Source organism: Shewanella sp. SM73 (assembly GCF_025653795.1).
Taxonomy (GTDB): domain Bacteria; phylum Pseudomonadota; class Gammaproteobacteria; order Enterobacterales; family Shewanellaceae; genus Shewanella; species Shewanella oncorhynchi.
Map to the genome: position 1 here is coordinate 1 of NZ_JAKKRY010000026.1, position 12313 is coordinate 12313.

The 12313-nt window shown below is 42.0% G+C and carries 7 protein-coding genes and 1 rRNA gene; 1 reads left to right on the forward strand and 7 read right to left on the reverse strand.

Annotation, left to right across the window (positions count from 1 at the left end; all coding sequences use genetic code 11):
* The first annotated feature begins 133 nt into the window (after positions 1-133).
* Positions 134-249: ribosomal RNA gene (rrf, locus tag L5M51_RS22135) — 5S ribosomal RNA — on the forward strand.
* Between the two features lie 567 nt (positions 250-816).
* Here the strand turns inward: rrf and L5M51_RS22140 are convergent.
* The 7 genes from L5M51_RS22140 to L5M51_RS22170 form a co-directional block, all read right to left on the reverse strand.
* A complete protein-coding gene (locus tag L5M51_RS22140) occupies positions 817-2934 on the reverse strand; it encodes a peptidase domain-containing ABC transporter (RefSeq protein WP_263148896.1) in 2118 nt (705 codons plus the stop codon).
* The gene (locus L5M51_RS22145) at positions 2934-3698 is read right to left on the reverse strand and encodes an HlyD family efflux transporter periplasmic adaptor subunit (RefSeq protein WP_263174709.1); all 765 of its coding nucleotides are present in this window, start codon (positions 3696-3698) and stop codon (positions 2934-2936) included. The genes L5M51_RS22140 and L5M51_RS22145 overlap by 1 nt, the downstream gene beginning before the upstream one ends.
* Positions 3695-6847, reverse strand: coding sequence for a lantibiotic dehydratase (locus L5M51_RS22150; protein WP_263174710.1), 3153 nt, complete (start codon positions 6845-6847; stop codon positions 3695-3697). The genes L5M51_RS22145 and L5M51_RS22150 overlap by 4 nt, the downstream gene beginning before the upstream one ends.
* Positions 6848-6886: 39 nt before the next feature.
* Positions 6887-8131, reverse strand: a complete 1245-nt coding sequence (locus L5M51_RS22155) for a lanthionine synthetase LanC family protein (protein WP_263174728.1) — start codon at positions 8129-8131, stop codon at positions 6887-6889.
* A gap of 135 nt (positions 8132-8266) precedes the next feature.
* A complete protein-coding gene (locus L5M51_RS22160; RefSeq protein WP_147250506.1) occupies positions 8267-8458 on the reverse strand; it encodes a hypothetical protein in 192 nt (63 codons plus the stop codon).
* A 774-nt stretch (positions 8459-9232) separates the two neighbouring features.
* Positions 9233-9991, reverse strand: a complete 759-nt coding sequence (locus L5M51_RS22165) for a DUF2057 domain-containing protein (RefSeq protein ID WP_263174730.1) — start codon at positions 9989-9991, stop codon at positions 9233-9235.
* A 207-nt stretch (positions 9992-10198) separates the two neighbouring features.
* Entirely contained in the window at positions 10199-12244 is a 2046-nt protein-coding gene (locus L5M51_RS22170; protein ID WP_219255565.1) for a bifunctional 2',3'-cyclic-nucleotide 2'-phosphodiesterase/3'-nucleotidase, read from the reverse strand.
* Between the last annotated feature and the right edge of the window lie 69 nt (positions 12245-12313).

A 12313-nucleotide genomic window follows, 5' to 3' on the forward strand; every position in this document is an offset into this window, starting at 1 on the left:
CCCAGATGGGTTTTGCTAAGCGAACTTAGACAGAATATAAACACTTAATGAAGTGTGGACTCAAAAAGCAAATCAGCTTTTCAAATTATTATTAACGTGGTCCAGAGATGGACACGGTAATAAACAGAATTTGCTTGGTGACAATAGCCTTGTGGAACCACCTGATCCCATCCCGAACTCAGAAGTGAAACGCAAACGCGCCGATGGTAGTGTGGGGTCTCCCCATGTGAGAGTAGGTCATCGCCAAGCATCCAAATAAACACCAAAGCCCTAGCCTAAACCGCTAGGGCTTTTGTGTTTATACGCTTCGCGAAAACTTATCTCGATGTCGGTCAATAAATGTTCCTCCAATATTGACACTTCCACCATCCATGGCGGTCGCCCGCCGCTAAGCGGACTCCCCGGCTACGAAGACAAGCTTCTTCGCGTTCAATCATGCTAAATACTCCGTATTTATAGCGCGATGATTTCACCCTCATGTGAGAGTAGGTCATCGCCAAGCGCCTAATTATCTCATTGAGATGTAATGAAGCCAGCTGAATAAGCTGGCTTTTTTGCGTCTGCAATTTGTCTTAATCCCCTATACATTGCTCTCATTCATGTGATTAACGTAGAAGAGTGAATCTCTATCTGATAATAACAAGCTTTTAGGTGCTTGCTTATCTTAGGTCTATTCTTGTCAGTTATGTCATAAGTAACTCAACTATCGAATTGACCAAGTTATTTTCTGAATCACGGGTGTTACTATAAAAGTAGCCTTCTGACACGCTTAAGTCGATAGAGTGCATAAACAATTCTGCAATATTTTGATTTTATTTAACTTACTTTGTTAATTGCTGGTCGCTGTAGAAGTTGTGTTAAATCGATGACTCTATCTGCAGCTTTAATGGTTTCGGGCCGATGGGCGATTACCACTCGGGTGATATTCAATTTTTTCATCGCTTGATTAACAACAGACTCAGTGACAATGTCTAAGTGACTTGTTGCTTCATCCATAAATAAAATCTTCGGTTCCCGATACAGCGCTCTTGCCAAAATTAACCGTTGTTTTTGCCCACTGGATAGTGCTGAGCCCATATCGCCTATTAAACTTTTATAGCCCATTGGCATTTGACAAATATCTTGGTGTATTGCTGCCATTTGTGCACAACGAGTGAGCTTTTCGACATCAATTTTTTCCGAAAAAAAAGTAATATTATCTTCTATTGTCCCACCAAGTAATCGGTCTTCTTGCATTACAGCTGCGACTTGCTGGCGATATTGAGCTAATCCTAATTTCACCAATGGTATGTCATCGATTAAAATCTCACCTTCGGTTGGTGTTAATAGCCCTAATAACAGTTTCATTAAAGTACTCTTACCACAACCGGATGGACCTATAATTGCAACCGACTCACCGGCGTTTATTTGTAATGCTAAATTGTATAGCACTGGCTCAGCGACGGAGCTATAACTAAAACTAACCTGTTGTAGACAGATATTTCCGGCCACTTTATGCAGCATTGGTTGTGGTGGATAAGTTTGCTCTTTGGCTGTTAGGGCAATATCTGCAATCCGTTCAAAATGTAAACTCAGCATGCGATATTCAATTAACTTTTCGATCAACTTGCTCATACGCTCCATAAATTGGGCTTTGTAGGCAATAAATGCAAATAACATTCCTGTGGTAAAACTGCCCGCCATTACTAATTCTGCAGCAAGATAGATCACTACAATATTTTCTGTACCAAATAACAATTTGTTCATTATTTGATACGAAATTTCATATTTCCCGAGCGTAATGGTCCTGTTCGTTGCTTTAACATAGTGATTTTGCCAAATCGCTTCTCGCTGACTTTCAAAACCAAATAGCTTAACCGTTTGAATTGCTCGGATCGTTTCCATAAAGTTAGATTGTTCACCTGCTAAAGCTAGAATTTGCTGCTCTGAGGCTAAGCGTAAGGACCGATATAACGCTAATCTCAAGGCGTAATATGCTAGCACTGCCACTAGCACGACGAGAGACAATAACGGGCTGTAAAAGAAGATCATGCATAGAACTCCTAGCGCCATAAAACCATCAATGATGGCTTCAATAATGCCGGTAGTCAGCAGTTCCCGTAATTGCCTTAAAGAACCAAATCGTGATACCAGATCTCCCATATGACGTTTTTCAAAATAGGCCAATGGTAGCCGCACTAAGTGATGGAAGAGGTTACTGGCTAGCTGCACACTAAGTTGGCTGCTGAAATTCAGTAGTACTAAGCTGCGTAAAGCATTGGTGGCAACATCAAATAATAGTAACAAAGCAAAGCCTAATGCCAACACTAATAGCAACTGACCATCATTACTGATAATAACGGCGTCTACCACGAGTTGAATGTAATAAGGTGAGGCTAAAATAAACAGCTGTAAAAAAACGGACAAACTGAGTAACAACCCTAACGATTGCTTTAAACCAGTGATCTTAGAAAAAAAGGATGAGAATGTTAGTGATTGTTTAGCTTGTTCTGCAGTAAATGTAGCTGTCGGTGTCAATTCTAAAGCGATACCAGTAAATGATTTTGACACTTCTGTTAGGGATATTCGCCGCACTCCTAAAGCTGGGTCATGAATAATACAGTGTTGAGTGTTCACTGACTTTAGTACCACAAAGTGATTGAGATCCCAGTGCAAGATACATGGCGTAGCTAAGTCGGATAATTCTTCTAATTCAATTTTCAGTGGGCGGCTACTGAGTTGCAACTGCTCTGCAATATGCATCAGATCCAGTAAGGTACAGCCTTCTAGCGATAGCGAAAAACGTTGTCTTAAGCTATTTAAATCAGTTTGATAGCCATGCATGCTGGCCACCATAGCTACACAGGCTAAGCCGCATTCTGCTGCCTCAGTTTGAACGATCATGGGTAAGCGGCGGCCAGACCAAGTTCTAAGCTTCTCTTGCAGTGTTGCCATTAGTTTTGACCCTTATCATCAACATTTGGTGTAAACAACCACTCCAACAGTCTGCGTGGCGCGAAGCTAATATCAACCTCTAATCCCATACCTGCTCTCAGTGGCAATTTTTTTGCGTCTTCCGTCAATGCTAAAACGGCTCTATAACTCGGCTCCGATAAGGGTTGCGATTCATTTATGGTTATAGGCTGACTTCCTATCTCAACTAGAGTGGCTGTTTGCACACCAAAATGTTGATAGGGAAGTGCCTCTATGCGCATTTGTAGCTCCTGCCCCAATGTGAGTTGTCCTATAACTCTTGAGGGTATATATACAATTGCGAACAAGGTTTCTGGTTGCGGTAATAACGATATTGAGGGTTTTGATGGGCCGATATCCTCTCCAGACGGCAATAAAACTTCGGTAACCGTTCCTGTAAAAGGAGCTTTTAGTAAAAATGATTTTCCCATCGTATTTGGGAGGTTCAGCGGTTGTACTAAAGGTTGATTCTGCTGCACTTGCTCGCCAACTTGTACTAAAAGATGCCCTGCGTTGACTGATCTAGGGGTGGGCAAACGAATCGCCATATTGGCTGGCTCGATAGAACCTTGCACATGTTCTTTGCGTTGATACTCGCTAAAATACAAAAATAGTAATGCACATAAAAAAAGCGTGCTAATCAATACTGTGAAACCAATAAAACTAACTGGCTGGGTTAAACTTACTTCTCCTTGTAATCTTTGCTGTTGCTGCACGACAACTTCTTTTCGAAATAAATCGCTCATTGCGATAAACCTCGTACTGGTTGTGCGCGCTGGCTTAGATAGATACGGCGTAACATGTCATAAACGACAAACTCTTGCTCTCGACCATAAGCCTTGAATAAACGGTTAGTAAACATATGTAATAATGAGCCTAGTAAACTATCGCGACTACCTTTTGCTTGTTGGGACTCAAATAATGCCAACATTGCCTGACAACATGCTGTAATCGAAGATGAAAACTGCTGTAAACTCTGCTGAATTTGTTGTTTGAATGGCTCAATAGCTTGGTTATGCCAATCTAATAATTGGCGATCTTGTTGTAATTGTGACTGATAGTATCGATATTTATCGCCCATTTGCTGGCGTAACTCTAAGCCTTCTTTAAATTCTTGTGCAAATCCTGTCCGCAAATTATCGATCAGTGTAAATTTCTCGGCGGGTAAATAATCGAATTGAGTTAAAATTAAATCTATCGCTAAAATGGCTAAGCGCCACCTCAAGCTGTCATCTTGTTGACTGAATAATATTGCCTGCAACACAAACTGGCTGTCCAAACAGAAAAAGTGCTCAGCCAAAGGCATCATATGCTCACCCCCGTAACGTTCTGTCTCCTGCCTGTAAGTGAACAACTCAATGCAATGTAAGCCTGCACTGGCTAGAGATGGCGTTAATAAGCGATTTAGTGCGGGTAGTAACTCCCCATATAATCGTTCCGGCTCCCCAAAACATCGTAGCCGTAGATGCCAATCAGGATCGCCATAGCGTACAAAGAACCAATGTTTGAGCACACCATCTTGCTGCATCTGCGTTAGCCATGGTGCCAATTGCTTTAGTAACAGTTGCTCCACACTACTTTGCCCTGCATACAATTTGACACTGAGCCATTCTGAGCCAGGCGCGAAATGCCTACACTTGTCATTGGTTGAGCTCGTCAATGGTGCTATGCGTGGTGCTAAGTATGGGGTTGCGGCACTATTTGACAGCGGTACAATTATTTCATGTTGATAAGGGCCATCTGGCCCTTGCAGTAAAGGTTGGTATTTCATCGCGAGCACTTCATTCAACCTAATGTGGCTTTTATGATTTACCTCTGCCAACAACATTTGGAACATCATATTATTTTGCAGATCGATCAGTAACACATGGTCGGCTATGGCATAGCTCATATAACGCTCTAAACCATATTCTTTCTGCAGTTGTTGCCAATCGGATTCAACAAACTGGCCTTCTTGCCATAAGCGTTTCAATAGTGCTACTGAAATATTGCAGTGGGCCTCTTGCAGGACCAGATTATCTAACATGATCCTTGGAACTCGTTTTGCTTTATGCAGGCTATCAGGTAAGGAGAAGTGAGGCATTTGTAAGTTTTGATGTTGAAGTGAGCATAAAAACCGATAAATCCCTAAACTACGATCACTGAAATTATGGGCAGAGGATAAACGGGGAATTATTCTTTTTTGTAGTCGCTGTGACCATAAACATAACGTGTTATTTTCTTGATAGACAAATAGATCGCTGATTGGGATTTGCCACTCATTTGCTAAGTGACTGTCAGCAAGAAAAACAATCTCATAGGCTCTAAATGTCGGTCTAGCGATGACATTGCCTGGACGTCCCTCGGGCATATGTAGTACTTCTGCAAAAAGGACTTCTGGAGAATGCGCTTCTTCTTGAGATAAATGTTGTTTGACCTGTTGCAGCATATCTGTTGATAAATGACAGAAACGTCCGAGTAAATTCGCTGCTGAAGGACCATAGCAACCATGATAATAGTAAATAACTCGGCCATCCTCTTGTTGATACGCTGACAAATTAATCGCGAAGGAAGCGGGTAACTTAGCCATTAATGTCGCACTTTCATGTTTAGACAATAACGAATCACTTGTTAATTTCAGCACAGTTTCGCTTGGGGTTACATCACTTAGAGCAGCGATAATCGTCTGTTGCAATGGTTCGATAACATTTTGTGTGGGGGAGGGACGATTGGTGATATTTAACCCCGCTAACAAGGAAGTGTGGTAGCCAATATCGCTGGAGAATGAAATACCAACTTCGTCATCTAATAAGGTCAACAGTGGCACATACTGGCTACCAAATCTTGCTTCAAATTTTTGGCTAAAGTCATTAAGTGGTGTTTTATAAGGTTTTCGTATCGCTAATAATGCCAATAATGCAGGCATCAGGGCAGATACTTCTGCTTGTGCTAATTGGCACTGTGAAAATGAGCGCAAAATATCAGTCTGTAATAGGCGATTCTCGCTTACAGGATACGGCAGTGTTTGCAAGCTATGATAAATTTCTTGATATTGCTTAAGCGGGTTAACAGGTTGTTTATCCATGCTGTTTAACTGAGTGAGAGCTCGTTGCAATATATCAGCACTGTCTGTAGCGCCCATACTTTGTAACGCCGTAATAAAAGTTTGATCTGGGGAGCCAGAAGTTAATGTTAGTGGTAATTTGACTTGCAGCACACCGGCAGTAAGTAACTGCTTAATATAATCCTGTATGCTTGCAGTATTCGCCGTAGGATAGAGTTGTTGAAATCCATCTTGTAACGAAGCAAAGCTCCCTTCCTTCTTCGCCAGTTGCAGCATAGCAAGCAAATATTCATCTAATACCAAGGTACTTAAACGATATTTTTGCTCAGTATCTGAAAAATACGGTTCAATATAATGCAGACCATCGCTCTGTTGTTGCAACGTCGGATTTGCTTGATAGCACAATAACGGCCACTTCTCGGCCTCATTTGGTTCACTTAACTGGGCTCGAATTGCAGTTAAATAGGCTATGTCAAAGCGGGTATGACGCTTATCTCGCAGCATGGCATTACACTGTAAGCGCGTTTCATTTGCTACTTGCCCCAAGGCTACGCCTGCAAATAACCCAAATGGCGTCGCTCTAGAGCTAAACCGAATAAAATATTTCAATAAGGAGTTAGTTATTTTAATTGCCGCTTTACTGTGTGGTTGCCGTTGCCAATTAGGTAATCGTTCCATCAATGAAGGACTTGCAAGATATAAGGCTTCTTGTACTGCTGGGTTTGCTAACCAACTGGCGAGAAAATCTACTAAGGCCGTAGGCTCTGTTGGTATTTTTCGTAGTTGAGACAAACTTGATCTAGGTGCCCGGATAACAAAAAAATCCGCGGCTTGCAAAACCTCTACACTCATAAACAATCCCTTGTTATAAAAATAGCCAATACATCGAAATCAATTATTGGTCAATAAAAGCGCATCTAGCCAATTAGTTTCTACGTTGAAGGCCATCAATAGCACTAAACCTATACCGGCATAGCCTCCAAGTAAGCCATGGTCTTGTAGGCGGCAGTTTGAATTATCTTGTTCGCGCACGGCATTAAAACCGTCGAGTCCTGATGTTTGATATAGTGCTAATGTATGTTCAAACCAATATTGTGCAGCCTGTGAAAGAGTGGATTCGGTGTAATAGCGTGTTATGACTTGAAAGATTAAAGCCAAACCTGCACTACCATGACAGATACCTGCATCCTGTACTTGGCTGCTTTTTAGTCTACGCTGAGCGGCTTTTAAGGCAATGTTCTTACCAGCGGCGGTAAAGTCATCACGGTTTATTGCATTGCCCACTCGCAGCAATGTTAAGGCTATGGTGGCATCGCCATAACACCAACCGAGTCGTGACTGGCACGGTTGTTCCGTGATGTACGCAAAGCAACTACCAAATTTCTCTGATGTTTGTTGCTGCTGAATTAACCACTGACAACTGGCTTGCAACAACGTCTGAATTTGGCTGTGTAGTTGCTGATGCGCTAATAATGGTAATAGAGAGGCAATGATTGAAGGGACTCCGTGAGCTAATCCTAAATTACATTCAGGGTCATCTGTTGCCTGATTAAATCTAAAGAAAGAGTTTGTTGCCACTTCCCAAGCACCAGTACCATCGGCAAATTGATGCCATTGCTGTTCCAGTAGTGTCAATAACGCTTGGGCCAAAGGTAAGCCTAATTCCGCGGTTTGACGCCGCGCTATATAGACTGCAAAACCACTTAGTCCGCGAATAAATTCCAATTCTCCAGTCCAGTCGTTCTGTTGTAAATGTTGTAGTAAGAGCACATCAGTATTGTGATTAAACTCCGCTTGGTAATTCCCTTCATGCAAAAAAAATTCATATAGCCAAGCGACACCAGTCAGTCCATAGCCAAACGCGAACTGTGAATGTAGGAATGGTATTTGCTCTTCTATTAATGTCATTCGTGCTGAAAATTCATGTTGGCATGCTAGTTCTGGAAACTGTTTATGTAATTGCCAGAAAAATAATTGTTGCCCAGCTAAGCCAGTTAACAAACCAACTCCTTGCTGCTCTAATGATTGTTTGGCATCTTTCACTAATAGCGCAGCTATGTCGTTCAATGCCTGTCTAGCAAGGCTAGACTGATGGGGTTGATTAAATTGCACTGAACCACCTTCCTTTATTTCCATGAAGTACAGCTTCTACATATTGGCTCATTTAGAAAGTCAAAAGGGCATAGTGGATATGCCCTTTACACATCTACTGATAAAATATGCTGTGTTATATTGTGACGTCACAACCTATTTGGTTACTTGAACCCCGTATTAAGGGATTTGACAGCAGCGATGAGTGCTACCTGTACGATCAGAAGGGCAGGTGTATGCATTGGCAGTCAACTCTCCGCAAGCACGAGTTATCACACCACCAGCAACTTGTGGTGTTAATTCGCTAGGTAAGACTTTTTTATCATGGGACAGATTCACTAACTCAGCTTTTTTTAATTTAAGTTCCATCATGTTATTCCTTTTACTTGATTAGTAATTTTTCGCCCTATCATTTAGGCAACTTATTTCTAACATTTGATGGGGAGAGTTTAAATCAGTATAAAGAATGAGCAGGTTGAAGGTTGAATAAGTCTAAAGGTTGAATGTTTTTTATGGAATAGGATTAGAGCATTGATCTTTTCATGCTTAGTGAGGCTTTGAAGCTGATAATGACTCTTGCTAAATAATGCCTTTATGACATTTTTTGTTACATTTGTTTCTGGATCTAGCCAAAATATATAGCGTAAATCATAATGCATACGGTTAAATGTGTAGGCTAAATAGTATTTATCCTTGCTCAAGGTTTTGATTTTTAAAAATATTTAATTATGAAATAACGCTTTGCGGATAGTTAATTATGTTGGCTGGAGGAACTGAGACTATTCGATTTTACTCAGTTCGAATTCTTTGTAGTTAATTAAGTGATAAGTCTTTTATCTACAAATGCTTAACTGTATTTTATAAAGCGAGTTGATAAATAATAGTCTACGAAGACTGTAAAATGATATGTCTTTTATATTTATAATTTGTTCTACCAAATATATAAATAACACCTTTACAGGCACTCGCACCATTTGTTGCTTAGCAGCTTTGCTGTGTTAAATGACATTAAGCTGTGAAGTGAAAATGGACTTACTGAGTTTTAATATTTCTGAAATATTAGTTTTACTAAGCTTTAATAGAGCCGCCAGTTCATATGTGACACTAAGCTGGCGGTTTTAAATAGATAAACTGAAGCGGTATGGGTCACTCTTTGTTTATTTTAGCTTTGAAGCTGGCTTTGGTATTGTCGTTAGCTTGTTTGTACCAGTAATCCAGCATTTGACTGATTTCAGCTTGGCTAGGTGCGGTTGTAGAAGTCACTGAAGTCGTTAGCTGAGCCTTATCATTGTTCGCTGTGGCTGCTGACGACATAACAGCTGGCGCGATCAAGCTCGTGGATGTGACTACTGCTGTTTGGCGTATTTGTGGCTGGCTTGCCAATACGGGTGCAATGGCGTCGCTTGCTTGCGTTGTTGCGGTATTCATAGTGAGATTTAATGAAGCAGGATGATTGCTAAGGTTGTACTGCAGTATCTCGTGTTCGAAATCCCGTCCCAGTTGAATGCCATTCTTAATCAATTTATCACTGGTAAAACCCACTGCTTCATCTTGAGCATTTAATAGTGTCAGCTTAGGTGACTCATCAAATTTCTTTGCATCTCTGGCTGAGTTGATGGCGGGAAGTGTCAGCGTGAGTGTTTGTGCTGATGCATCAAAACGGACGATGAGCACGTCGGAGAGATAATGCACTGAGTCAGCTTGTTGTCGATATTGCGCGGCATAACGGAAGGCAATCTGATTGGTCCCATCGGCTAAAACGAGATCGCCACTCTTTACGGCTGGCTTGCCATTGACCGTTAACACTTCAGCATTTTTAGGTAGTTTGAGATGAACATCGGCCGTTGCTGGCTGCACAGTCCCCAGCACTAATGCCGTGGCACATAAGATTGATTGATATTTCATAAGCTTTCTCTGTTGTTGCGAGGACGCCGCTAAATAATAAGGCAGATATTTGGCGACACAAAGCAGGTTTAACCTTTAGTGTGGAGCATGATGAACTAAATGGCGACACACTGTTTATAGCGCGCAGATTAGCGTTAATTTAATCGGTAGGGAATAAAAAAGGCTCACGAGGAGCCTTTTTGAGCATGATATTTCGGGATTGAACGCTTATTTGGTTAGGTTGATGCTATAAACGGCGAAACCCAGTTCATCCTTACCGATCTTCTTCATTTCACGTTGTTTATTGGCTTCGATAAAGGCAGCGGCTTTGTCACTGTCTTGGGTTTCGAAGCGAATGTCTAATGTGACGTTAGTAGTGATGGTTTTGAAATCCCAGTTGTAATCGGCACTTGGATTGACCATAGCTTCGTACTTACCTGTGGTTTCGTTGTACTGAGATTGCGCTGTGATATAAGCAGCTAGCGCTTCACGGTTAGTATCGGGCAGTTCAAGTACCACATGGTCGCTACCCGTACCAGCAAACTTACCCCCGAAGGCGCGGTAGTTATTTGAGGTAACGATAAACTCTTTCGCGGCAAATTCTTCACCTGTGATGACTTTGCCGTTTTCGTCTTTATAGCTTAAATCAACGATACGGTTTGCGTTGGCATTAACGACGGCGCAATCGCGGTCAAACTTGCTCGGTTGGGTCACATCAATTTTATAGGTTAAGCCATCGAGTACGTCGAAGTTATAGGTTGGATGACCATCCCAGTTGATTAAACCTTGTGGGGTGGTTTTTGCTGGGTCGATTTGATTGAACTGGTTTGCTGAGCACTCGAGCCAATCTTTCAATTCGGCGCCCGTCGCTTTGACTGCCACCATAGTGTTGGGATACAGGTACAGATCGGCGGCGTTTTTAAAGGTCAGTGGGCCTTTATCAACTTGCACAAATTGATCGGCATCACTGGTTGTACCGTGGCGACCGCCCGCTTTAAAGGGGGCGGAGGCTGATAGCACTGGCAGACCTTTTAATGCTGCAGGTAATTTCGCTTTCACGTTAGCGATTTGCGCATCGGAAACGATTTGTACCGTAGGGTCGTCCTGCACTAAGGTAAGGAAGCTGTACATGTCGGCTGCGGCAACGCCGATAGGTTCATCCACAAAGGCGAGGGTTCCTTGGTGCTCGGCTGCGACTGCATCTTTAATTGCGGGATCTTGGCTAACTAACTCTTCCTTAGTCGCACCATTATATATGGGGCGAGCTTGCGTTTTCGCACTAAGGACATGCCATTTACCATCTCTACGTTCAAGTTTAAAGTCAACAACCCCTAAGTTATCACCCCAACGACCTGGCATCACTGCGGGGACGCCGTTCAGTAGGCCTTTAGTGACGTCGGTATTGGGTAAGTCGGCATACTTAGCATCAGGGAAGATAGAGTGGCTGTGGCCGAATAGAATCGCATTGATACCATCAACATAAGTCAAAGCGTAAGTGGCATTTTCAGCCATAGGATCGCCAGGATTTTCCGTTGAACCAATGCCAGAGTGAGGAATGGCGATAATGATATCGGCCCCTTTGGCTTTCATTTCTGGGACATATTTTTTCGCGGTTTCAATAATATCTTCGACCGTCACTTTACCCGTCAGATTTTGTTTATCCCACAATAGAATTTGCGGTGGCACAAAACCAATATAACCAATGTTAATGGTTTGATTATTACCTTCACTGTCGATGATGTTTTTTTGTTTGATGATATAAGGGGTGAATAAATGCTCACCTTTTTTAACCTCATTCCAGCAACCATTATCGTCGGCGCAATAAACGTTTGAGTTGATATAAGGGAAATCTGCACCACTAATAGATTTATTTAAGAAATCTAAACCATAGTTAAATTCATGGTTACCGATATTACCGACTTCATAATCTAATAGGTTCATGGCTTTATAGGCTGGATGAATATCACCCATTTGCAGGCCAACTTTAGCCATGTAATCGCCCATTGGGCTGCCTTGTAGTAGATCGCCGTTGTCGACGAGTACGCTGTTTTTGGCTTCGTTGCGTGCAGCGTGGATTAAGCTTGCAGTACGGGCTAGACCGATAGTTGGGTCATTTTTGCCACTGTAGTAGTTGAAATCCATGATATTTGTGTGCAGATCTGTGGTTTCGAGTACCCGTAAATCGGCTTGAACGACTTTGTCGTCATCAGAATTACAGGCGCTTACACCAAGGGCGGCAGTGATCATCACTGCGAGTATTTTCTTATTTAACATAGTTATCTCTATTTATATTTATTTGACCCCAATGCATGTTCCGTAAAAGAACATGCCCATCATCCCGTT

Bases quoted from the DNA above. Each gene is read 5' to 3' on its own strand.
- L5M51_RS22140 (WP_263148896.1), bottom strand. From the start codon at position 2,934: ATGGCAACACTGCAAGAGAAGCTTAGAACTTGGTCTGGCCGCCGCTTA.
- L5M51_RS22145 (WP_263174709.1), bottom strand. From the start codon at position 3,698: ATGAGCGATTTATTTCGAAAAGAAGTTGTCGTGCAGCAACAGCAAAGA.
- L5M51_RS22150 (WP_263174710.1), bottom strand. From the start codon at position 6,847: ATGAGTGTAGAGGTTTTGCAAGCCGCGGATTTTTTTGTTATCCGGGCA.
- L5M51_RS22155 (WP_263174728.1), bottom strand. From the start codon at position 8,131: ATGGAAATAAAGGAAGGTGGTTCAGTGCAATTTAATCAACCCCATCAG.
- L5M51_RS22160 (WP_147250506.1), bottom strand. From the start codon at position 8,458: ATGATGGAACTTAAATTAAAAAAAGCTGAGTTAGTGAATCTGTCCCAT.
- L5M51_RS22165 (WP_263174730.1), bottom strand. From the start codon at position 9,991: ATGAAATATCAATCAATCTTATGTGCCACGGCATTAGTGCTGGGGACT.
- L5M51_RS22170 (WP_219255565.1), bottom strand. From the start codon at position 12,244: ATGTTAAATAAGAAAATACTCGCAGTGATGATCACTGCCGCCCTTGGT.